The following is a 21,247-nucleotide window of genomic DNA, read 5'->3' on the forward strand; positions in this document are numbered from 1 at the left end:
CGAGGTGCAGCGATGGCTGACGGGATGGCCCGGACCCGGAATTTCTTCGCCTTCGAGTGGACGACCGGCAAGGTCGCCGATTGCGATCCCAATTTCCCGACCACGCTTTATGCCTGGGACGGTGAAAGGCTGGCGCTCGATGCGACGGATACGGCCTTCTTCGGCTTCGTCCAGCAAGGCCCGGCCGAGCTGACGACGGCGTCCGGCACCTTCACGCTGGGCACGGGCATGTATTTCTCAGCCAACAATGTGCTCTCGGTCAAAGGCGGCCAGGGCATCGTGATGGCGCGCGAGCACCACCAGGCCTTCTTCATGGTCGGCGGTCCGGTCGAGCCGCAGGGGCGTCTGAAATACATCGATGGCTGCACGGACAGCCTGCTGATCGCGCCGGTGAAGATGGGCGATCCCTGCCTCAATCTTCTCTACTTCCCGCCGGGCATCGACCAGACCTCGCACACCCACCCGTCCGACCGGATCGGCGTGGTGTTCTCCGGCGAGGGCGAATGCGAGACCCCGGAAGGCATCATCCCGCTGAAACCCGGCGTGATGTTCCGCATCCCCTATGAAGGCCACCACAAATTCCGCACCGCCGGCAGCGAGATGCGCGTCATCGCCTACCACCCCGACAGCGATTTCGGTCCGCAGGACGAAAACCACCCCATGATCAACCGCACCATGGTCGAGGGTGTGTCTGCTTCAAAGATCGACGCGATCCGCACGAAGTAGGGGGCATTGATCCTCACCTTTCTTCTTTCGTCACCCTGACGAAGGTCAGGGCCCAGGTCGAAAGGCGGGGTCGCGCCAGACCTTGCTCCAGCTCGCTTTATGAACTGGGTCCCGATCTTCATCGGGATGACGGTGTGTGGGGGGGGCGGTCTCGCTGATCTTGAAGCCGCAGCGACTGCCGCAACCGTGTTGAACCTCGCCCTCAACGTCCGTCACCCTGACGAAGGTCAGGGCCCAGATCGAAAGGCGGGATAGCGCCAGACCTGGCTCCAGCTCGCTTTGTGAACTGGGTCCCGATCTTCATCGGGATGACGGTGTGTGGGGGGCGGTCTCGCTGATCCTGAAGCCGCAGCGACTGCCGCAACCGTGTTGAACCTCGCCCCCAAAGAGCGTCACCCTGACGAAGGTCAGGGCCCAGGTCGAAAGGCGGGATAGCGCCAGACCTGGCTCCAGCTCGCTTTGTGAACTGGGTCCCGATCTTCATCGGGATGACGGTGTGTGGGGGGGCGGTCTCGCTGATCCTGAAGCCGCAGCGACTGCCGCAACCGTGTTGAACCTCGCCCCCAAAGAGCGTCACCCTGACGAAGGTCAGGGCCCAGATCGAAAGGCGGGATAGCGCCAGACCTGGCTCCAGCTCGCTTTATGAACTGGGTCCCGACGGAAGCCTGCGCCCGCGAAGGCGGGCGTCGGGATGACGGAAAAATAGCGGGGTCAGTATGATGCCGGTCACGCCGGTGCCGTTCGCCACCCCCTACCATCGTAACAACGATCACCGGGAGCAAACGGGGCATGGCCAGACATCCGTGTGTCTACATGATGGCCAGCCAGCGCAACGGGACGCTCTATGTCGGCGTGACGGGCGACATCGCGACGCGGGTCATGCTGCACAAGCAGGGCAAGGGCTCGGCCTTCGTTCGCAAGTACAAGGTCCATCGCCTGGTCTGGTGCGAGTTCCACCAGGACTTCGGGTGCGCCATCGAGCGCGAGAAGCGCCTGAAGAACTGGCACAGGGCCTGGAAAATCAATCTCATCGAAGCGAGCAATCCCGACTGGGAGGATATCTACGAGAGCATCCAGATGTGGGCGCCCATCGATTGAGGGGGATTGGCGAGGTCTGGGCCTACTTCCCCGCCCGCTCGTCCGGCTCCCATTGGGGGCGCAGCCAGACATCACCTTCGGCGTCGGGCTTGCCGTCGGAACCGTAGCGGCCGCGGCGGAGGTTGCGGCGGCGGTTGATTTCGCCGGGGGCGGGCTTTTTCTCGCCATCGCCGAGGGCGGCTTCCAGGATGCGCAGATCGGCGATCATGGCGGCGAGTTCGTCGAATTCCATCGCGAAAGGATGATCCGGCCCGTCGAGCGAGCGGTCGAAGGTGACGTGTTTCTCGATCACCGTGGCGCCCAGCGCGGCGGCGGCGATGGGGGCGGTGTGGCCGGGCGAGTGATCGGACAGGCCGACCGGACGGCCCAGCGCGGTTTTCAGCTTGGTGATGGCGGACAGGTTCATGTCGTCCCAGCCGGGCGGATAGCTGGCGGCGCAATGCAGCACGGTGATGTCGTGACAACCGGCATGCTTGAGCGTGGCGACGGCGTCCTCGACCTCGTCGAGATAGGCGGCGCCGGTCGACAGGATGACCGGTTTGCCGGTGCGGCCGAGCTTCTCCAGCAACGGGACAAAGGTGAGGTCGCCCGAGGCCACCTTGTAGCGCTTGACCCCGATACCCTCCATCAGATCGACGGCCTCCAGCGAGAAGGGCGTCGACATGAATTCGATGCCATTGTCCTCGCAGCAGGCCTTCAGCGGGGCGTGCCACGCGTCCGGCAGGCCGGCATTGGAGAAAGCGGCATGCCTGGGATTGGCGACGATCTCGCCGCTTTGCGGATCGCGCACGAAGCGGGCGATCAACCCGTCGCGGGTGAGGGTCTGGAATTTGGCGACATCGGCGCCGGCGCGGGCGGCGGCCTCGATATAGCGTCTGGCCGTGTCGAGATCGCCGCCATGATTGGAGCCGATTTCCGCAATGATATCGATATGGGGCATCAGGAGGCGAGGCTTTCCAGGCTGGCGTTCGGACCGCGCTTCTCGTCCATCAGGCGGCAGATATGCACCGTGTCGACGGGCCAGTTGCGGGCGTTGAGTTCGGCCAGGACCGCGCGGGCACTGGCCAGATCGGCGGGCGTGTCGACCGACAGGTCGATCTCCGGACGATGAAGGTTTTCCGGGAAGGTGACGGTGTGAATGCGGTAGGCCTCGCGGTTTTCCCGGATGCGAAGGGTGACGTGTTCGCGGTCGCGGTCGGTGGTCGCCGGATCGTCGGCGATCTGGCGCAGCACGGCGGTCTCGACCACTTCGGCGCGCAGCCCTTTGGGCAGATGCCCGTCGGCCGGGCGGGTATATTCCGCGCCGTGGGCGCGATGCGCGGCGACACAGGCCTCGATCACCGCCGGATCGCGGAACGGGCTGTCGGAGGTAATGCGCACCAGCGTGGTGGCCAGCGTGGCGTCGGCGACGGTGAGAAAGCGGCTGAGCACATCATGCTCGGAGCCGCGGAAGACGCGCAGGCCTTCGGCCTCGCCCAGCGCGACCAGGGCGTCGTCATCCGGGTTTTCCGTAGTGGCGATCACCAGCTCGTCAATGCCGGGAATATGGCGCAGGCGGCGGCATTGATAGGCGAGCAGCGAGGTTGCGCCCTCGATCGGTTCGAGGACCTTGCCCGGCAGCCGGTTGGAGCCGGTGCGGGCCTGAATGACGGCGACGGTACGGGTCACGTATCACCCTCCTGGAGCGGCGGGAGCGCAATGTCCTGCCAGGTACGAACCATACGCGCGGGAGCGTAGGGCGGAAAGGTTGACGGGATATGGCCTGCCAGGTGTTCCCGGCCGGCCAGCATGCGCACGAGCAGGGCCGGCACGTTCAGCCCGGCCAGGGTCATCAGATAGCCGAAGCCCCACATGCGCGGATTGATCTCCAGCAGGAAGGCCGGTTCGCCCGGCGCCGGGCGTTTCAGCTCGACGGCGGCGAGCCCGTGCCAGGGTCCGCTGGCACGCAGCACGGCGAGGCCGGCATCGCGCAGCGCCTCGTCGACCACGGTTTCGCCCGCGACAGCGACGCCGCCCGTGGGCGGGTTGGTCTGAAGTTTTCGGTGCAGGGTGGACACGATCAGTTCGCCGCGATCCCACAGCGAGCCGATCGTGTAGACCGTGTCGGCGCCGCCGGGGATATAGGTCTGGACCACACAGGACCCGTGTTCCTCAGCGGTATCGGCCCAGATCCGGCGCAATGCGTCCATATCCTGCGGATAGGAGACGCCGCGGGCCCCGCGCGAGCAGCGCGGCTTGACCACACAGGGAAAACCGCCGGTCCAGGCGTCCAGATCGGCCGGGCCTTCCGGCTGCAGGGTGACGGGGCAGGGCAGGCCGGCTTCGGCAGCGCGTGCCAGCAGCTTGCCCTTGTCGATGCCGAATTCGAGCACGTCCGGATCGGGCACGGGCACGCGCAGACCCTCGGCTTCCCACTGGCGGGCGACGGGGGCGAGGGCGGCGGCTTCGGCCTCGGAGCCGGGAATGATCGTGTCCAGGCCCTGCAGGGCGCACAATTCGCGAACGGCGTGCAGATAGGCCTCGCGATTGCCGGCCGACGGCAGGACGCAGCGCCCGGCGCCGGGCTCGTAGAGCCCGCCGGCGAGCGGATTGATGTCGGCAGCGACGAGTTTGAGATCCGCATCGGCCTGGCGCAGCGAGCGCAGCGTGCCCAGACCCGGCGGTGCGCCGACCCCGGTGACCAGCACGCCGGTGGAGAGTTCGGACAGTTTCATGCGCGCCGCCAGTCCGGGATGTCCCGGCCGATCAGGTCTTCCAGGGCGGCGATTTCCGGCGCGAAACGGTCTTCCAGCATTGCGCGGATGGCCGGGGCCATGGGCGGCACGGTGACCTTGTCCTGCTGGATGGGCGGATAGACGCCATCGGCCGAGGTCGCGCCCGAAATGCCGCTGACCGGCGCGACGAGTTCGGCGTGCAGGGTTTCGAACGGCGTGTCCGCGCGATCGTCGCAGAGGCCCTCGAGGATCGGGATTTTCGAGGCGGGGATGCCTCCGGTATTATAGCGCTTCTCCATCGCCACCGGCACGGGATCGAGTTCCAGAAAGCGGAAGATGCGTTTCATGACGGCCTCGCCGTCGCGGTCGAGTTCGTCCTGCAGCAGGATCAGCGTGTCGAACCGGCCGGCATAATGGCGCAGGCGGCCGGCATAGCGGCCGGTCCCGGTGTAGAGCCACTGGAAGCCCCAGTTTTGCGCCACGCGCTGAGGCTCGACCTCCAGCGTCTTCGCGAAGGACAGGAATTCCGCGTCGCGGCGGACATTCTGGAGATAGTGGGAATAGGCCCGGTCGACCGGGTTGCGCAGGATGGCGATGATCTTCGTGGCGGGGCCGCAATAGCTCATCACCCGCGGTGCCGCGATGGGGGCGTAGGCGTAATAGTCCGGCGAGACGTCGCCGATGCGCGCCGCGCCGTCATAGTCCGCGAACAGGGCCTGGTAGGCCTCGACCGTCGGCGCGGTGTCGAAATGATAGAAGCCGGGCCAGTAGACCGAACCGTCGCCGACGCCGGAGAAGAAACGGCCTTCCTTGCGGACCCTGGACAGGAAGATGTCCGGGTGCTGGCTGAGATAGTGGTAGAGCGAGGTCGTGCCGGATTTCGGCGCGCCGATCACCAGGAAGTTCGGCCACACCTCGCGGGGCTTGTCGGTCTGATTATCGCTCGGGTCGGTCACGCGGGGCTCTTCGATGGGCTTGGTCAGGACGGTCGGATCAGGGGTGGAACCGGGCACGGGAGCGCCCGTCGGATCTTGAGAAACTACTGCATCGCCGCACCGGCCGGCAGGACGCGTTCGATCAGCTGGCGTGCCACGCGCTCGGCCCCCCGTCCGTCGACGAGCGCCTGACCGGCGCGTGCCATGGCGCCGCGGCGCTCCGCATCGGGGATCAGGGCCTCCAGCGCCGCCGACAGGCGTTCGTCGAAAGCCTCGCCCGGCGCGATGGTGAGACCCAGGCCCAGCGGTTCGACCTGGCCTGCGCGCTCTGCCTGGTTGCCGGCAATGGGCACGCAGATCACCGGCAGGCCGGTGGCGGCCGCCTCGTGCAGCGTGGTGCCGCCGGCAAGAATGCCAATATCGGCCTTCTCCAGCGCCGGCCGCAGACGCGGCGGCATGCCGGGCCGCGCGGCAGGGCGGCGGATTTCCACCTGCAGGCCGTGCGCGATCGACAGGCGGTCGAGCACGTGTTCGATCGTGCCGAGAAGCGGCGTGTCGGTGCCGCCCAGGCTGACCAGGACGCGCCGCGCCTGCGGCGCGATCTCGCGCGGCGGCAGGCCGGCATAATCGGGATGCAGCAGCAGGACTTCGGGACCGTCGAGCACGGGGATGGCCGGCCCGGAGGCGCTTGCGACCAGGGTCTGGCGGATCAGGAGGTCGGGCGTGGCGCCATCGGTGCGGCCGCCGACCAGAACGGTCAGGATGCCGGATGCCCGCACGGCCGCGACGAGGGCGGCATCGACCTGCTGCCAGTCGCCGACGAGCAGCGCGGTGCCCGCGCTGGCGAGATAGCCGGTCAGGCTGGCCCCGGTCTCATCGCCGTCCAGGCAGCGGATATCGGCGACGGCGTCGAGCCCGGCCGGCAGGTATTCCGGTGTGGCGGTGATGAAGAGCGGGCGCTGGCCCAGTGCGTTGAAGGCCCCGGCCAGCGCGCTGCAGCGCATGACATGACCCAGGCCGATCTCCCCGCCGCCATCGGCGCGAATTGCGGTGCGGCCTGGGAGGGACGGGTTCATCAGCGGGCTCCTGCCTCTTCGGCAAGGGCCTGTTCGACCTTGCGCATGGTGTTGTCCCAGTCCTGGAAGCCGGTGCCGAAGAAGGAGCGGCTTTGCGGATACCAGTGCTGCTGGCCGGTGCCGAGCAGGGTCCAGGCGCTGGAGCGGGCATGGACGAACCACACCTTGCCGCCGCAAGCGGCGGCGAGGTTCGAGGTGGCGTTCATCGGTGCGATCACCAGATCGCAGACGCTGGACAGGGCGGCGACCTTGTCGAGGTCCATCTTCAGATCGATATCGCGCGGCTGGTGGATGGTGATGCCGAAGCGCTTGCCGGCCAGTTCGAGCTCGTCCTCGACCTCGCCGTATTGCAGGTTGACGAACTGCACGCCCGGCACCCGCAGCACGCCTTCCCAGGCATCGAAGGCCGAGAAGAAGCGCGAGCGGCGCGGATCCATTTTCAGCGACTTCCAGAGAATGCCGACCTTGAGGCCCTCGCCGAAACTGTCGAGCTGTTTGCGGAAGGCAGCCTGGTCGGCCGGATCGGCCTTCAGGAAGCCGGGCTCGGACGGGAAATCCTCGATACGGTTGCGGAAGGCGCGCAGAGGCGTCGCCATCGGCGTCCAGAAATCGGCACCGTCGCCGATCTTCGGGACGGCCCGCACTTCGCGGCCCTCGACGGTGGCCGACATGTGGTGACCGACGACGGCCTGCGGGAAGGAGCGTTTGACGATCGGCATCAGGCGGTATTCGCAGGCGATGCGCAGCTCGCCATCCGGGCCGATGGCCTCGATCAGGTCCTTCACCGTGTTCATGAACAGGACTTCGTCGCCCAGACCCTGTTCGCCCACCAGGACGAGGGTCTTGCCGCGGATCTGCGCCGGGTCGACGCCGTCCCACATGGGCGCGTCGATGGTGAAGAGTGTCGCCTGGGCACGGTTCGGGTCGAGACGGGCGGCATTGGCGGCCCAGCCTTCCTCCAGCCTGCCGCAGGCCAAGAGCACCATGGAGCGGGAGTGGCGCATCGAGGCCTCTTCCATCTCGTCGGCCGGATCCTTCAGCGCCATCTCGTAGTGCGGCAGGGATTTTTCCGGCTCGCCCAGCAGCTCGTAGACGTTCGCCATATTGTTGTGGGAGCGGCCATAGCCCGGGTTCAGGCGCAGCGCTTCTTCATAGAAGGTGATGGACTCGAGCGGCCGTCCGGCATCGTTGAGCACTGTGCCCATCGAGTTCCACAGCTCGTAATTCTCCTGGTGCGCATAGATCGCGGTGCGCAGGAGTTCGATGGCTTCCTCGAACTTGCCCTGGTCGCGCAGCACGCCGGCCAGGTTGATGATCGCGTTGGGATTGCCCGGCGCGAGCTGGCATTCGAGGCGGTAGAATTTCTCGGCGGCCGGCAGCATGTCCAGCTTCCAGGCGACCAGGCCGAGCTTCTGGTAGATTTCCGCATCCTGGGGGTCGATCTTCCAGGCGGCCTCGAAGAAATCGAGCGAGCGCGACAGGCGGCCCAGCCGGTAGAGCATCAGACCCATGACGTGATTGGTCAGGGCGAGGTCGGGCGCGAGCGTGACCGCCTTGTAGGCGATACGCGCCGCTTCGGAATGCTGGTTCTCGGCGGAGAGTTTCAGGGCCCGCTTCGCCTGGGCGACGACCTTCTGATAGTCGCGGCGGCGGCTCGCCGGGATGCGCAGGGCGGTCTTGTCGAGCTGCAGGGACGTGGCGTCCAGCGGGACGGCATCGCGGGCCTCGTTCTTCTCGACTTCGGCGTCTGCGGCGAGTTCCGCATCCAGATCCAGCGCGGGCGCGTGGGTCATGATCAACAAACCTGTCCTTGTTTTCCTCGCATCAGGGCCGGGATTCGCTTTAAGAAGTTGCTAACGATGCCGGCGCGGCAGGCTTTGAGGGCGGAAACGATTTCTTCACCCGGACTTGCCAACCTGCCGCCAGATCGGCTGTGACCGCCGTCCTGCGCAACGGAGTTTGCTCATGCCCCTGAAGATCTCGCTCAAACCCGGCGAGAAGTTTGTCCTCAACGGGGCCGTCATCGAAAACGGTGACCGGCGTGCCAATCTGGTGCTCAAGAACAAGGCCGCCGTCCTGCGCGAAAAGGACATCCTCCAGGAAGGCGACGTCACCACGCCGGTCCGCCGCATCTATTTCCCCATCATGATGATGTACCTGTCCGACAGGAAGGATGACTCCCTTTATGACGAGTTCGTGCTGCGCATGAACGAGTTCATGGGCGTCGTGTCGGATCCGGGCGTGCTGTCGATCTGTGTATCGGTCAGCCGCGATGTCATGGCGGGCGAGCACTACAAGGCCCTGATGGGCTGCCGCAAACTGATGACCTACGAAGCCGAGAGACTGGCCTGATGTCACTTCAAGCTTACCAGCAGGCGAGCCAGCGCAGCGAGGACCCGCGGGCGACCGAATACCGGTTGTTCGCCCAGGTCACGCGGGCGCTGATGGCGTCCAAGTCGCTTCCCAAGGAAGACGTGAAGGGCCGGGCCGAGGCGCTCGACTGGAACCGACGCGTCTGGAGCAATCTGGCGATCGACTGCGCCAGCCAGGACAACAAGCTGCCGGAGAGCCTGCGCGCCGCGATCATCTCGCTCTCCATCTTCGTGTCCAAGCATGCCAGCGTGGCGCTGCGCAGTCCGGACGCGGTCGACGACCTGGTCGATATCAATCGCACCGTGATGCAGGGGCTGATGCCCCAGGCCAATGCCGGCGCCGAGGGCCAGGCCGTCGGGTAGGAATTGCCGCCCCGGCAAAAAACGACAGGCAGGAAAGGGCGTCTCCGGTGAGGAGGTGCCCTTTTTCTTTTTCAACCCACTGAAATTTCGAGGTGATTTGTCAGGCCTGCGCGGCACGCCGCTTGCGAAGCCGTGCGCAGGACAAAACGTCCACGGCCGAAAAATTCGGTTTGGATACTTCCAGAATGGAGGACTGACAAAATGGCACTTTCTGTCAACACCAACGCTGGGGCCATGGTGGCCCTGCAGAACCTGAACAAGACGAACTCGGAATTGGGAATGGTCCAGAACCGTATCAATACCGGCCTCGAGGTCTCGAGCGCGAAGGACAATGGCGGCATCTACGCCATCGCCCAGCGTATGCGCTCGCAGGTCGCCGGCTATGGTGCGGTGAGCAACTCGCTCGACCTGGCGATTTCCGTGACCGATGTGGGCCTGGCTGCCGGTGAGGCGATTTCGGACCTGCTCGTCGAAATGAAGGAAAAGGCTCTTGCTGCAGCCGATGCGTCGCTCGACTCGGCCTCGCGCACAGCCCTGAATGAAGATTTCAAGGCCCTGCGGGACCAGATCACGACCATCACCAGCAATGCCGAGTTCAACGGTACGAACCTGATCAACGGGTCCGTCACCTCGATCTCCGCTCTGGCCAATGCCGATGGCTCCAACACCATCACGGTCTCCGATGCGAACCTTACGCTCGGCGGCGGTATCGTGACGGTGGCGGCCACGGCCTCCTTCGCTTCGGCTGGCGACGCGTCCACGATGGTGACCACCATCGAGACCTCGCTCGACAACCTGAATGCCTCGCTGGCGAAACTCGGTACGGCGTCCAAGTCGCTGGAGGTCCACAAGACCTTCACGTCCAAGCTGTCCGACTCGCTGGAAAAGGGCATTGGCAATCTGGTCGATGCGGACCTGGCGAAGGAAAGCGCCCGGCTCCAGTCGCTGCAGGTCAAGCAGCAGCTGGGTGTCCAGGCGCTCTCGATCGCCAATCAGGCCCCGCAGACCATTCTGTCGTTCTTCGGCTAAGTTCGCCCGTCGGGACCGCCTTCTGGCGGTCCCGACTTTTTTTCTGCATCGCCGGCGCTGGCGCATTCGCGTGCCCGAATTCCGGAATTAACTCATTTTTAAGCATAAATTCTTGCCGATCGGCAAAATTTGCCGGTCATTTTTGCCGGTTTGCCCGGCAGATTTTTCCCGGTGAATGGTTACCGCGGCAGGCCTTGCCGGGTGAAAAGCGCCAGCCGAATCAGGGGCGGCCGCATTAACCAGATATAGCAAGGGAAAACTGGCCCCGGCCTTGCTCTCTACGTTGATGGGTCAGAAGACCTGGCGAGCAAAACGCTCGTTACATCACTAGAATGGAGAGGGCCAAGAAATGGCTACCATCAATACCAATGCCGGCGCCATGGTTGCGCTGCAGAACCTGAACCAGACCAACCGTGACCTGGAAACTGTCCAGAGCCGCATCAACACCGGTCTGGCGATTTCCTCCGCCAAGGACAATGGCGGTATCTACGCGATCGCCCAGAAAATGCGTTCGGACGTTGCCGGCTACGGCGCTGTCCGCAACTCGCTGGACCTCGCGCAGTCGACGACTGACGTGGCCCTCGCCGCCGGTGAAGCCATCTCCGACCTGCTGGTCGAGATGAAGGAAAAGGCCCTGGCCGCTTCCGACACCTCGCTCGACACGGCTTCGCGCACCGCCCTGAACGAAGACTTCAAGGCGCTCCGCGACCAGATCTCCACGATCACGTCGAACGCCGAATTCAACGGCACGAACCTGATCAACGGTACCGTGACCTCGATCTCGGCCCTGGCCAATGCTGACGGCTCCAACACGATCACCATCTCCGACGCGAACCTGACGCTCGGCGGCGGTACCGTGACGGTCGCCGCGACGGCGTCCTTCTCGTCTGCAGGCGATGCGGCGACGATGGTCACCACGATCGAAACTTCGCTGGACAACCTGAACGCTTCGCTGGCCAAGCTCGGCACGGCGTCGAAGTCTCTGGAAGTTCACAAGGGTTTCGTCGGCAAGCTGTCTGACGCCCTGGAAAAGGGTATCGGCAACCTGGTCGACGCGGACCTGGCCAAAGAAAGTGCCCGTCTTCAGTCGCTGCAGGTCAAGCAGCAGCTGGGTGTGCAGGCGCTCTCGATCGCCAACTCGGCACCCAGCACGATCCTGGGCTACTTCCGTTAATCGCGGGAACTGGGATGGCGGAGCCTCGCTCCGCCATCCACGTCCGCGGTTGACGTGAGGGATTAGGAGGCGTCGGCGCCTCCGCGTCGACGATTAGGACAATGGCAGAAACGGGGTTCAATCCAAGAACTGTTCCGGTGTCCGGCTACACCGAAAACAGGGACTTCAGCATCGACCGTCCACGTGAAGGCGTGCGGCGGGTCGAACCGCTTGAGCAAGCCGACAAGCCGGCCGAGGCCGATATCGGCCAGGAACAGCGCGCCGAGGAGATCGCGCGCATGGTGGAATCGGCGCTGAGCAATTCGCGCCTGAAAATCCTCCAGGATGAAGCCGATGGCGAGTATATCTATCTGATGGTCGACCAGGACACCGGAGAGACCGTCCGCCGCTGGCCGCCGGAAAAGCATGGCGACCTTCTCGAATACCTCCGCACCCGCCAGGCCGGTCTGATCGACCGTCTCGCCTGAGCCTGAACGGCAGGTCGGCGACCCGGCAAAAACTGACCGGTCCGGCCGACCTTGCTGGGCAAATTCCGCAAATCGAAAAACACTCACCGGCAGGCCTTTTTGTAACCTGCTGATTTTTATTGTCTTGCCGGTTTAACCATAACCGGCACGGCATTTGCGCTTGTGTGTTCGAACCGCCGCTGAAGGTGGCGAATTGGATACGCGGGAGAATGTCGCATGACGATGAGCGTCCACACCAATACCGGGGCCATGATCGCCCTGCAGAACCTGAACAAGACCTCCTACGAGATGCAGGACGTCCAGAACCGCATCAATACGGGTCTGAAGATTTCGGGTGCCAAGGACAATTCGGCGATCTACGCCGTGGCCCAGGGTATGCGCTCGGATATCGGCGCACTGGATGCAGTCAAGAACGGTCTCGACCGGGCGTCCACCATCGGTGACGTCGCCCTGGCGGCCGGCGAGTCGATCTCGGACCTGCTGGTCGAGATGCGCGAAAAGGCGACGGCGGCGATGGACCCCTCGCTCGATGCCTTCTCCCGCCAGGCTTATGACTCTGACTTCAAGGCCCTGCTCGACCAGGTCCAGGTGATCATCCAGAACGCCGAGTTCGACGGCGCCAACATCCTCAACGGTTCGATTACCGGCGGCATCGAATTCCTCGCCGACGCCGACGCAGCCCGCACGGTTACGCTGAAATCCCAGGATCTGAGCGTTGGCGGCACGATCATCACGCTCGCCGCGACGGCCAGCCTGACCTCGGTGACCCTGGCCACGGCCGCGGTGACCGCGATCAAGACCAGCCTGGAAAACGTCAACCAGGCGCTCGCCAATCTCGGCTCGGACGTCAAGAAGCTGGAAGCCCATTCCGGCTTCGTCGACAAGCTGCGCGACAGCCTGACCGAGGGCGTCGGCAATCTCGTCGATGCGGATCTCGCCCGGGAAAGCGCGCGGCTGCAGGCCTTGCAGGTGAAACAGCAACTGGGTGTGCAGGCGCTGTCGATCGCCAACTCCCAGCCGCAGACCATTCTCAGCCTCTTCCAGGGCTAACCCGCTCTGGCAACACTCTCCACCACCACGGCGCGGCCTCCGGATTTCCGGGGGCCGTTTCCGTTCGGGCGACTCATTTCATGATCGCGGCTTCAAGGAGGCCCGCCGATGTCCGCAACCTTCCTGCCCTATGGCCGCCAGGCCATTGACGAAAGCGATATCGAGGCCGTTGCGGAGGTGCTGCGCGGCGACTGGCTGACAACGGGTCCGGCCGTCGATGCCTTCGACGCAGCCTTTGCCGAAGCCGTCGGTGCGCGGCATTCGGTGTCCTGCTCGAACGGTACGGCGGCGCTGCATCTGGCGCTGGCGGCGCTGGGTGTGAAAGAGGGCGATACCTGCGTGGTGCCGGCCATCACCTTCATGGCGACGGCCAATGCCGCGCGCTATTGCGGTGCGGAAGTGGCCTTCGCCGATGTCGATCCGGATACGGGGTTGATGACGCCGGAAACGCTCGATGCGGCGCTGGCGCGGGCCGAGGGCACGGCCCGGGTGGTGCTGCCGGTGCATCTGGCCGGCCAGTGCGGCGCGCTGGACGAGCTGGCCCATGCGGCGACGCTGGCCGGTGCGGTTCTGGTCGAGGATGCCAGCCACGCGGCGGGCTCCTTCTACCGGGGCGAACCGGTGGGCAATGGCCGCTATTCGGCCGCGGCCACCTTCTCCTTCCACCCGGTCAAGACGATCGCGGCCGGCGAGGGCGGGGCGGTGACGACAAATGACGATGCGGTCGCCGCACGGCTTCGTCTTCTGCGCAGCCATGGCATCGAGCGCGATCCGGCCCGGCATCGCCGGCAGGAGGGCGAGCCCTGGTGGCACGAAATGCACGCACTGGGCTGGAATTACCGGCTGAGCGACATCCATGCGGCGCTGGCGCATTCCCAGCTGAAACGCCTGCCGGCCTTCATCGAACGGCGCCAGGCGCTGGCGCGGGCCTATGACACGGCGCTGCAGGACCTGCCGGATACGGTGCGCCCGCTGGCGCGCACGCGCGCCTGCAATCCCTGTCTCCATCTTTATCCGGTGCGGATCGATTTCGAGGCGGCCGGGCGCTCGCGCAGCGCCGTGATGGACCGGCTGCGGGCACACGGTATCGGTACCCAGGTGCACTACATCCCGGTCAACGAGCAGCCCTATTACCAGGACCGCTATGGCCGGCAGGACCTGCCCGGCGCGCGCCGTTATTACGAGCGCACGCTGTCGCTGCCGCTGTTCGTGGGCATGGCGGACGACGACCCGCAACGGGTCGTGGACCGGCTGGCGCAGGTGCTGGGGCTCTAGAACAGGATTCTTTCCTGCGGAACCTGATCGCGCTTCACTTGAGCGGTCGCGTGATCGAACCGGTGAACCGGGTTCCACTTCACCTGATCACGCTCGACTTGAGCGGTCGCGTGATCGAACCGGTGAACCGGTTCCCACTTCACCTGATCGCGCTTCAGGCGGCTTCGGCCTGTCCGATCAGGCGGCGCAGGGCCTTGCCGTCCAGCTGCTCCGGATTGGTGTTCGAGGCATAGCTGAACCCGTCGGGCACGAGATGCGCACCGGTGGCCAGATAGCGGGCCATCAGCTTGGCGCTGTGCGCGGGCAGGATGGCATAGCGGTCTTCCAGCTCCACCGTGGTGCGCGAGTCGTCCTCGGGGATCATGATCTCGTGCAGCTTCTCGCCCGGGCGGATGCCGATGATGCGATGGGGCAGGTCCGGCGCCATGGCGCGGGCCAGGTCGGCCGTGCTCATCGAGGGGATTTTCGGCACGAAGACTTCACCGCCGCGCGCCATCGCCAGGCTGGACATGACGAAGTTCACACCCTGCTCCAGCGTGATCCAGAAACGCGTCATGCGCGGATCCGTGATCGGCAGTTCGCGGGCGCCGTCCTTCAGGAGCTTGCGGAAATAGGGAATGACCGAGCCGCGCGAGCCGACGACATTGCCGTAGCGCACGACCGAGAAGACCGGTCCGCCATCGCCGCCCATGTGCTGGGCCGCCGTGAATATTTTATCCGCGGCCAGTTTCGAGGCGCCGTAGAGATTGATCGGGTTCGCCGCCTTGTCCGTGGACAGGGCGCAGACATTCGAGACGCCGCGTTTGATCGCCGCGCGGACCACGTTTTCCGCGCCCATGACATTCGTCTTGATGCATTCGAACGGGTTGTATTCGGCGATCGGCACATGCTTCAGCGCGGCCGCGTGGATGACGATGTCGACATCGCGCATCGCCTGGTCCAGCCGTGACTCGTCGCGCACATCGCCGATGAAATAGCGCAGGAAGGGATAGTCGCCGGGCGAAAAATCCTGAGCCATTTCATACTGTTTCAGTTCGTCGCGCGAGAAGATGATCAGCTTCTTCGGCTTGAACTCGTCGCAGATCGCCGCGGTAATCTGGCGCCCGAAGGAGCCGGTCCCGCCGGTGATCAGGATGGTCTTGCCGTCCAGCGGCATGCGCGGCTCGAGGAAGCTGCGCTGGGGCAGCAGCTTCTCCAGGGGCGTCTCGGGCGCAGTCCTGTCAGACATGCATGGCCTCGCGATTCGATTTCGATGACCGACGCTGCGCCGACAGGGTTAACGGCGCGTTAGGCCCTGCCGGAGCGGCGATCCTAGCAGGTTTTCGCCTCGCGGGCCGGAAAACCGGTGTCCGGCGCCGAAAAAAGTGTTTGGGAGCAAGTTGTTTACGCTGTGTGGCAACACTTTGTTTGCGTTCTGCGGCGACACTCTGCAACCAGGATAAAAGGGTATCGGATCGTGGCGATCGTCGGGATCAACCAGTCACTGCTGACCAGCTGGTATTCGGCTCGGGTCACCACCGCCACGGTGGGCTCGTCGCCGCTTGCCCAGTCGGCTGCCGGCCGCAGCCAGGCGGGCGAGGATGTGGCTGCGCCCTGGGAGCTGGAGTCCGAAAACCTGCAGACCCTCGAGGAGATGCGGCGCCGCGTGATGGCGACGCAGGATTTCTTCCTCGATCCGGGCCGGGAATTCTCCGATGTCGATGCGCCGGACGATCACAAGACCCTGTTCTCCCTGCACCAGGGCCTCAAGCGCCTGGTCTCGCTGGCCGAGGAAGCCCGTGACAAGACCACCAATGATGCGCGCCGGATGATCCTGGAGAAAGCTTTCCAGAACGGTCTGGGCCAGCTTGACGAATACTTCCAGGACATGCGCCTGGAAGAGCTGACCCTGCTGAAGGGCGAGGAGCTGCGCAAGGTCGAGAGCGGTGTTGCCGTGTCGCGCGGTCTGTCGCAATTCAAGTCCGGCATCATCCATACAGGCGAGTTCGATGCCGAAGTGCCCGGCCTGACCGGTGACGTTCAGTTCAATATCTCGGTGAAGAAGAATGGCGTGACGACAGATGTCGCCATCAATCTCGCCGATATGGGCGGCCAGACGCGCAATCTCGACAACATCGTCGCGCACATCAATACCGAGCTGGAAGCGGCCGGCATGGTGACGCGCTTCGAGCGCACCAAGATCGGCGAGAAGAACGATATCGGCGTCATCCCCGGAAACGATCACGGCTTCCTGGTGCGCGGTGTATCGACGGAACAGATTTCCTTCTCCGCCCCGGCGGCCCAGCCTGCGCTCTATTTTGCCGGCGTGTCCGGCATCAACGAGACGGCCGGCGGCCAGATCGTCAAGCTGACGGATCTGGCCAGCGGCGACCCGTCGATCGGCTATTCCACCCGCTTCTCGGCCGACCCGACCAAGAGCGAGGTCGATATTGTCGGCGGCGAGGAGGGTGAGACCCGCACCAAGCTGGTCGACAATCCGCTCGAGATCCAGGCGACCGCTGCGGCGATTGATGGCGGTATCTTCGTGGTCGGCAAGACGACGGCTTCGACCGACGGGCAGACGCTGAAAGGCGAGCAGGACCTGGTCCTGGCCAGGTATGACTCCGCCGGCAACCGTGTCTGGAGCCGTGTGCTCGGCGCGGCCGACGATGCCGAGGGCGCCAGCGTCGCCGTCGATGCGGACGGCAATGTCGTCGTGACCGGCCAGGTGACCGGCGGTCTGGGCGACACGACCGATATCGGCGGCTCCGACAGCTTCGTGGCCAAGTATAATGCGGCCGGTGTCGAGCAATGGGTGCAGCGTTTCGGCGGCACCGGCGACGACAAGGGCACGGCCGTTGCGGTCGGCGATGACGGCACGGTCTATGTCGCCGGCAAGGCGGCCTCGGCCTTCGGCAATCAGCCGCACCAGGGCGGGGTCAGCGACGGCTATCTGCGCGCTATCGGCACCGATGGCCAGACGCTGTGGACCCGCCGTATCGGCGATGCCGGCGACGAGACGGTGTCCGCGATCGCGGTCGCCGATGACGGCAATATCCTGGTCGCCAGCAATGAAGGCGGCACGGCCGTGCTGCGCAAGTTCGATGCGTCCGACAATACGGCGCCGGCCCTGTGGGAACAGTCGCTGGGCGATCTGGACGACGGTTCGATCGGCGGTATCGCGGTCGACGGCACCAATGTCTACATCACCGGCGCGGCCGGCAGCGCCTTTGCGCCGAGCGCGCCGGTGGGCGCCCATAATGGTGGCGTTCGCGATGCCTTCGTTGTCAAGCTGACCGATGGCGCCAGTGCCAGTGTCGACTACACAACCTTTGTCGGCTCCGACTCCGATGACGGCGCGGCCGATATCGAGGTGTTCAACGGCAAGGTCTATATCGCCGGCAAGACGCTGGGCGGGATCAATGGCGACACGCTGAACGGCGAGCGCGATGCCTTCGCGGCGCAGCTGGATGCGGCGACCGGCGCGCTCGACTGGTCGCACCAGATGTCCGGCCGCAACGGGCTGTCCCAGGCCACGGGCCTGGCGATCGGGGCGGGCGACGACTCGGTGCTGGACGCGCTGGGCCTGCCGTCCGGCACGCTGACCTATTCCGACACGCGCGTGGTGACCGACCGCAGCTCGGCGCGCGAGGGCGATCATTTCTACGTGTCCGTCGATGGCGGTCGCCGCAAGAAGATCAGCATCGACGGCGACGACACGATGCGATCGCTGACCTTCAAGATCAATGCGGCCCTGGTGCTCAACGGCACGGCGGACGTGCGCCGCTCCTCCGATGGCGACCAGCTGCGGATCAAGGCGGCCGAAGGCAAGACGATCGAGCTGTTCGCCGGCGCCGATGGCCGCGATCTGCTGGAATCGCTGGGCATCCAGCCGGGCGCCATCGTCAATACCGGCTCCCTGCTGGACGATGACGAAAAGACCTCCGACGCGCCGCCGCTCTTCGCGCTGGAATTGCCGGTGTCGATGTCGCTGGCTGACGAGAAATCCGCGGAATCTGCCTTCGAGGCGATCCAGGATGCCATGTCCAAGGTGCAGCGCGCCTATCGCGAGATCACCATGGATCCGGCGCTGAAGGCGCTGCTGGAAGGTCCGCAGGCGGGCAAGAAGGGCGGCACGGTTCCGGCCTATTACAGCGCCCAGCTGGCCAATTACCAGGCCGGCCTGTCACGTCTGAGCGCCGGCCCGCAGGGCGGCGGTCTCTTCCTCTAGTCCTGACCGGTCACGGTCAAAGCGGTTTCGAAAAGGTGAGGGCCAGCAGGCGCGGCGGGGTGTCCTCGTCGACCTCGGCGCCTGCCTCGATGGCCTCGTTGAGCCCGGTCAGCACCAGGCCTGCAGCCTCGGCGCCCGCCACATAATCAGACACGGAATGCACATAGGCCTCCACGAAGGCGGCTTTGCCATTGCGCTCGAACTGCGCCCGGCTGCCCCGCATCTGGCGGTCCGGATGAAGTTCGCAGATGAAGAGCAGGCCGCCGGGCTTCAGGGCGCGGCCGATCTCGGCATAGACCGGTGCGAGGTCGTCGACATGCTCCAGCACGAGATTGCCGACGACAAGGTCCGCCACCGCATCGGCGCAGGGCCAGGGGCGGGTGATGTCGTGTTCGGTAAAGCGTACATGATCGCCCAGCCCGCGGGCCCGGGCGCGTTCCAGCATGGCGGGCGACAGATCGAGGGCGAGCACCGAGGCGGCGCGTGAGGCGAGATACTCGGTATTCTTGCCGGTGCCGGCACCGAGCTCGATCACATCGGCGCCGTCGAGCGGGAGTTCGGTGGTGCGCAGGACCAGGGCATCGAGATCGCGGGTACGGTTCTCGTTGCTGTCATAGACCTTCGCCCATTCAGAATAGGCGTCGCGGGTCGGAATCGGCTCGGTCATGATCGGCTCCTTCACCGTATGACCGCTTGCCGCGATTGGCCCGGCAAGTAAAGGCCGGGCCGGGGCGCGGCGGATCTTCCGGGGTCAGGCCGTGTGGTTCACCGCCATCGCGAAGCTGCCGGTGGGGGCGGACGGGCGGTTGCCATTGGCGCCATAGCCCGAGCCGGCGTGACGCTGGCGGGCGGCCTCGTCGGCGATGGCCTTCACCACGCCTTCTGTCAGCACTTTCATGGCGTTGACCACGCGGCCGTTCTCGTCGAGCGCGGTGTGGAAGGCCTTCGTCGCCTCGCGCAGCAAGGCCTTGGCCTGCTCGGAAGCGCCGGAGAAACGGCCCGGCTCCTGGCGGGCACGGGCGACTTCGGCGCGGTAGATATTGGCCAGCTCGGACTTTTCGGTCTGCAGCTCGATCGCCTCATGGGGACGGCGGGCCTTGAACAGGCGCGTCTCTTCCTGGATCAGCGCGGTCAGGCGCTGGGTCAGCTTGAGCAGGGCCTGGGTGCGTTCCGACCCGTTTGCGGCTGCCAGTTCCGTCATGTCAATTCCCTCCTCCGGCTTCCTGATAGCGCAGGATCTCGGCCGTCAGCCGGTCGGCCAGGCCCAGCCCGCCCGATTGCGCCATCACTTTTGCGTATTCCTCGTGCAGCAGTCCCTTGAAGGCCTTTTCGCCCGGGCCGCCGCCAAACGGATTGTCCTCGCCCACGCCCGAGAACATCTGTTCGAGCATCTGGGAGAGGAAGAAGGCTTCGAACTCTTCCGCGGCCGCGCGGGCCTCGGTCTCGGTGCGCGCAGCGGCGGTGTTCGGGGCGCCCTGGGAGCGTCCCGCCGCGGCGGCATTGGCCATCTGGAGTTCGAACAGATTGTCCATTGTGCTTACAGGACCTCGATATCGGCCTGCAGGGCGCCGGCGGCCTTGATCGCCTGGAGAATGGTGATCATGTCGCGCGGGCTGACACCCATCGCGTTCAGGCCGTCGACCAGCTCGCGCAGCGAGACGCTGCCGCGGTCCAGCACGCCCAGCTGCATCGTGTCTTCCTCGGCGGTGACATTCGTGCGCGGCAGCACGACCGTCTCGCCATTCTCGGCGAAGGGTGAGGGCTGGCTGGCGACCGGTGTTTCCGAGACGGTGATGGTCAGATTGCCCTGGGCGATGGCGACGGTGGAGACGCGCACATGCTCGCCCATCACGATGGTGCCGGTATTCTCGTCGATCACGATGCGCGCCGGCAGGTCCGGCTGCACACGCAACTGCTCGACTTCGGCCAGCAGGTCGATCATGTCGCCGTCATAGCTGGCCGTGCGGTTCAGGCGCACCGTGGACGGGTTTTCCGCCCGGGCGGCACCGCGGCCGATATAGGCATTGATGGCGTCGGCCATGCGGCGCGCCGTGGTGAAATCCGGATTGCGCAGGGACAGGCGCAGGCTGTCGCGATTGGCGATTTCTGCCCACGGGTCGATCCCGGTGCCGTCGAACGGGTTTTCCACGATGCCGCCATTGGCGATCCGGCCGGAGGTCGGCACGCCGCGGGTGATCGTCGCGGCGTCGCCGCCAGCCTCGAAACCGCCCACGGTCAGCGAGCCCTGGGCGACGGCCCAGGCGCGGCCATGGCTGTCGAACAGCGGCGTGGCGATCAGCGTGCCGCCCTGCAGGCTGTCGGCATCGCCGATGGCGGAGACCGTCACATCGATGCGCGAGCCCTGGCCGGAGAAAGCCGGCAGGCTGGCGGTGACCATCACGGCGGCGACATTGCGCGTGTTCAGGTTCGCGTCGCGGGTGTTGACGTTGAAGTGTTCCAGCATCGCGTTCAGCGACTGGTTGGTGAAGGCCGAGTTGCGCAGGCTGTCGCCCGAGCCGTCGAGGCCGACGACCAGGCCGTAGCCGACCAGCGGGTTTTCGCGAACGTCTTCGACGTCCACCATGTCCTTGATGCGCGAATTGGCCAGGGCCGGGGTGGCCAGGGCGAGGGCGGCGATCAGGGCGGTCAAGATGCGCATTTTGCGGTCTCCGGAACGGGTTCGCACACGTCCTTGCGAAGACCGTGCCAGTCTGGCAAACTTGGTTAATATAATAAAACACTGAAAAATATAGGCTTT

General features: G+C 65.3%; 21 protein-coding genes. 10 read left to right on the forward strand and 11 right to left on the reverse strand.

Annotated features, from left to right (window positions below):
- Positions 1-12: 12 nt before the first annotated feature.
- Positions 13-726 carry a cupin domain-containing protein gene (locus PKE71_RS05055; protein WP_271185874.1) on the forward strand — a complete coding sequence of 238 codons (714 nt, stop codon included), beginning with the start codon at positions 13-15 and terminating at the stop codon, positions 724-726.
- Positions 727-1,515: 789 nt separating this feature from the next.
- Positions 1,516-1,824 carry a GIY-YIG nuclease family protein gene (locus PKE71_RS05060; RefSeq protein ID WP_271185875.1) on the forward strand — a complete coding sequence of 103 codons (309 nt, stop codon included), beginning with the start codon at positions 1,516-1,518 and terminating at the stop codon, positions 1,822-1,824.
- A 22-nt stretch (positions 1,825-1,846) separates the two neighbouring features.
- Here the strand turns inward: PKE71_RS05060 and PKE71_RS05065 are convergent, their stop codons facing one another.
- The 6 genes from PKE71_RS05065 to PKE71_RS05090 all read right to left on the reverse strand — a co-directional run bounded on the left by PKE71_RS05065 (position 1,847) and on the right by PKE71_RS05090 (position 8,342).
- Positions 1,847-2,764, reverse strand: coding sequence for an N-acetylneuraminate synthase family protein (locus tag PKE71_RS05065; RefSeq protein ID WP_271185876.1), 918 nt, complete (start codon positions 2,762-2,764; stop codon positions 1,847-1,849).
- Positions 2,764-3,492, reverse strand: coding sequence for a cytidylyltransferase domain-containing protein (locus tag PKE71_RS05070; protein WP_271185877.1), 729 nt, complete (start codon positions 3,490-3,492; stop codon positions 2,764-2,766). Before PKE71_RS05070 ends, PKE71_RS05065 begins: the two co-directional genes overlap by 1 nt.
- The gene (locus PKE71_RS05075; RefSeq protein ID WP_271185878.1) at positions 3,489-4,538 is read right to left on the reverse strand and encodes a carboxylate--amine ligase; all 1,050 of its coding nucleotides are present in this window, start codon (positions 4,536-4,538) and stop codon (positions 3,489-3,491) included. Before PKE71_RS05075 ends, PKE71_RS05070 begins: the two co-directional genes overlap by 4 nt.
- Positions 4,535-5,494 (reverse strand): sulfotransferase family protein, encoded by a 960-nt coding sequence (locus PKE71_RS05080; RefSeq protein ID WP_271185879.1) that lies wholly within the window; start codon positions 5,492-5,494, stop codon positions 4,535-4,537. The genes PKE71_RS05075 and PKE71_RS05080 overlap by 4 nt, the downstream gene beginning before the upstream one ends.
- Positions 5,495-5,577: 83 nt before the next feature.
- On the reverse strand, positions 5,578-6,549 hold the full coding sequence (locus PKE71_RS05085) for a glycosyltransferase (protein WP_271185880.1): 972 nt from the start codon (positions 6,547-6,549) through the stop codon (positions 5,578-5,580).
- Positions 6,549-8,342 (reverse strand): tetratricopeptide repeat protein, encoded by a 1,794-nt coding sequence (locus PKE71_RS05090; protein ID WP_271185881.1) that lies wholly within the window; start codon positions 8,340-8,342, stop codon positions 6,549-6,551. Before PKE71_RS05090 ends, PKE71_RS05085 begins: the two co-directional genes overlap by 1 nt.
- A gap of 172 nt (positions 8,343-8,514) precedes the next feature.
- On the opposite strand from PKE71_RS05090, the gene flbT reads away from it, so the two are divergent.
- The 7 genes from flbT to pseC all read left to right on the forward strand — a co-directional run bounded on the left by flbT (position 8,515) and on the right by pseC (position 14,279).
- Positions 8,515-8,901, forward strand: a complete 387-nt coding sequence (gene flbT, locus PKE71_RS05095) for a flagellar biosynthesis repressor FlbT (RefSeq protein WP_271185882.1) — start codon at positions 8,515-8,517, stop codon at positions 8,899-8,901.
- A complete protein-coding gene (gene flaF / locus PKE71_RS05100; RefSeq protein ID WP_271185883.1) occupies positions 8,901-9,284 on the forward strand; it encodes a flagellar biosynthesis regulator FlaF in 384 nt (127 codons plus the stop codon). Before flbT ends, flaF begins: the two co-directional genes overlap by 1 nt.
- Positions 9,285-9,485: 201 nt before the next feature.
- A complete protein-coding gene (locus PKE71_RS05105) occupies positions 9,486-10,313 on the forward strand; it encodes a flagellin (RefSeq protein ID WP_271185884.1) in 828 nt (275 codons plus the stop codon).
- A 349-nt stretch (positions 10,314-10,662) separates the two neighbouring features.
- Positions 10,663-11,487 carry a flagellin gene (locus tag PKE71_RS05110; RefSeq protein WP_271185885.1) on the forward strand — a complete coding sequence of 275 codons (825 nt, stop codon included), beginning with the start codon at positions 10,663-10,665 and terminating at the stop codon, positions 11,485-11,487.
- 137 nt (positions 11,488-11,624) lie between these two features.
- On the forward strand, positions 11,625-11,954 hold the full coding sequence (locus PKE71_RS05115; protein WP_271185886.1) for a flagellar protein FlaG: 330 nt from the start codon (positions 11,625-11,627) through the stop codon (positions 11,952-11,954).
- Positions 11,955-12,170: 216 nt separating this feature from the next.
- A complete protein-coding gene (locus tag PKE71_RS05120; RefSeq protein ID WP_271185887.1) occupies positions 12,171-13,004 on the forward strand; it encodes a flagellin in 834 nt (277 codons plus the stop codon).
- 108 nt (positions 13,005-13,112) lie between these two features.
- Positions 13,113-14,279, forward strand: a complete 1,167-nt coding sequence (gene pseC, locus PKE71_RS05125) for a UDP-4-amino-4,6-dideoxy-N-acetyl-beta-L-altrosamine transaminase (RefSeq protein WP_271185888.1) — start codon at positions 13,113-13,115, stop codon at positions 14,277-14,279.
- A 154-nt stretch (positions 14,280-14,433) separates the two neighbouring features.
- Here pseC and pseB read toward each other — a convergent pair whose 3' ends face one another.
- Entirely contained in the window at positions 14,434-15,507 is a 1,074-nt protein-coding gene (gene pseB / locus PKE71_RS05130; RefSeq protein WP_271185889.1) for a UDP-N-acetylglucosamine 4,6-dehydratase (inverting), read from the reverse strand.
- A gap of 228 nt (positions 15,508-15,735) precedes the next feature.
- Here pseB and PKE71_RS05135 point away from each other — a divergent pair, with 228 nt between their 5' ends.
- Positions 15,736-18,489 carry a hypothetical protein gene (locus tag PKE71_RS05135; RefSeq protein ID WP_271185890.1) on the forward strand — a complete coding sequence of 918 codons (2,754 nt, stop codon included), beginning with the start codon at positions 15,736-15,738 and terminating at the stop codon, positions 18,487-18,489.
- 16 nt (positions 18,490-18,505) lie between these two features.
- On the opposite strand, the gene PKE71_RS05140 is transcribed toward PKE71_RS05135, so the two are convergent.
- The 4 genes from PKE71_RS05140 to PKE71_RS05155 form a co-directional block, all read right to left on the reverse strand.
- Positions 18,506-19,156 (reverse strand): class I SAM-dependent methyltransferase, encoded by a 651-nt coding sequence (locus PKE71_RS05140; RefSeq protein WP_271185891.1) that lies wholly within the window; start codon positions 19,154-19,156, stop codon positions 18,506-18,508.
- 84 nt (positions 19,157-19,240) lie between these two features.
- The gene (locus PKE71_RS05145; RefSeq protein ID WP_271185892.1) at positions 19,241-19,690 is read right to left on the reverse strand and encodes a flagellar basal-body protein FlbY; all 450 of its coding nucleotides are present in this window, start codon (positions 19,688-19,690) and stop codon (positions 19,241-19,243) included.
- A gap of 1 nt (position 19,691) precedes the next feature.
- Positions 19,692-20,021, reverse strand: a complete 330-nt coding sequence (locus PKE71_RS05150; protein WP_271185893.1) for a rod-binding protein — start codon at positions 20,019-20,021, stop codon at positions 19,692-19,694.
- Between the two features lie 5 nt (positions 20,022-20,026).
- On the reverse strand, positions 20,027-21,148 hold the full coding sequence (locus PKE71_RS05155; protein WP_271185894.1) for a flagellar basal body P-ring protein FlgI: 1,122 nt from the start codon (positions 21,146-21,148) through the stop codon (positions 20,027-20,029).
- Positions 21,149-21,247: the final 99 nt, after the last annotated feature.

The organism is Maricaulis virginensis (assembly GCF_027922185.1).
GTDB classification, from domain to species: domain Bacteria; phylum Pseudomonadota; class Alphaproteobacteria; order Caulobacterales; family Maricaulaceae; genus Maricaulis; species Maricaulis virginensis.

Excerpts from the sequence above, each read along its gene's own strand:
- PKE71_RS05060 (WP_271185875.1), top strand. The coding sequence starts at position 1,516 with ATGGCCAGACATCCGTGTGTCTACATGATGGCCAGCCAGCGCAACGGG.
- PKE71_RS05120 (WP_271185887.1), top strand. The coding sequence starts at position 12,171 with ATGACGATGAGCGTCCACACCAATACCGGGGCCATGATCGCCCTGCAG.
- PKE71_RS05145 (WP_271185892.1), bottom strand. The coding sequence starts at position 19,690 with ATGACGGAACTGGCAGCCGCAAACGGGTCGGAACGCACCCAGGCCCTG.
- PKE71_RS05065 (WP_271185876.1), bottom strand. The coding sequence starts at position 2,764 with ATGCCCCATATCGATATCATTGCGGAAATCGGCTCCAATCATGGCGGC.
- PKE71_RS05105 (WP_271185884.1), top strand. The coding sequence starts at position 9,486 with ATGGCACTTTCTGTCAACACCAACGCTGGGGCCATGGTGGCCCTGCAG.
- PKE71_RS05150 (WP_271185893.1), bottom strand. The coding sequence starts at position 20,021 with ATGGACAATCTGTTCGAACTCCAGATGGCCAATGCCGCCGCGGCGGGA.
- flbT (WP_271185882.1), top strand. The coding sequence starts at position 8,515 with ATGCCCCTGAAGATCTCGCTCAAACCCGGCGAGAAGTTTGTCCTCAAC.
- PKE71_RS05075 (WP_271185878.1), bottom strand. The coding sequence starts at position 4,538 with ATGAAACTGTCCGAACTCTCCACCGGCGTGCTGGTCACCGGGGTCGGC.
- flaF (WP_271185883.1), top strand. The coding sequence starts at position 8,901 with ATGTCACTTCAAGCTTACCAGCAGGCGAGCCAGCGCAGCGAGGACCCG.
- PKE71_RS05055 (WP_271185874.1), top strand. The coding sequence starts at position 13 with ATGGCTGACGGGATGGCCCGGACCCGGAATTTCTTCGCCTTCGAGTGG.
- pseC (WP_271185888.1), top strand. The coding sequence starts at position 13,113 with ATGTCCGCAACCTTCCTGCCCTATGGCCGCCAGGCCATTGACGAAAGC.
- PKE71_RS05085 (WP_271185880.1), bottom strand. The coding sequence starts at position 6,549 with ATGAACCCGTCCCTCCCAGGCCGCACCGCAATTCGCGCCGATGGCGGC.
- PKE71_RS05140 (WP_271185891.1), bottom strand. The coding sequence starts at position 19,156 with ATGACCGAGCCGATTCCGACCCGCGACGCCTATTCTGAATGGGCGAAG.
- pseB (WP_271185889.1), bottom strand. The coding sequence starts at position 15,507 with ATGTCTGACAGGACTGCGCCCGAGACGCCCCTGGAGAAGCTGCTGCCC.
- PKE71_RS05110 (WP_271185885.1), top strand. The coding sequence starts at position 10,663 with ATGGCTACCATCAATACCAATGCCGGCGCCATGGTTGCGCTGCAGAAC.
- PKE71_RS05090 (WP_271185881.1), bottom strand. The coding sequence starts at position 8,342 with ATGACCCACGCGCCCGCGCTGGATCTGGATGCGGAACTCGCCGCAGAC.
- PKE71_RS05155 (WP_271185894.1), bottom strand. The coding sequence starts at position 21,148 with ATGCGCATCTTGACCGCCCTGATCGCCGCCCTCGCCCTGGCCACCCCG.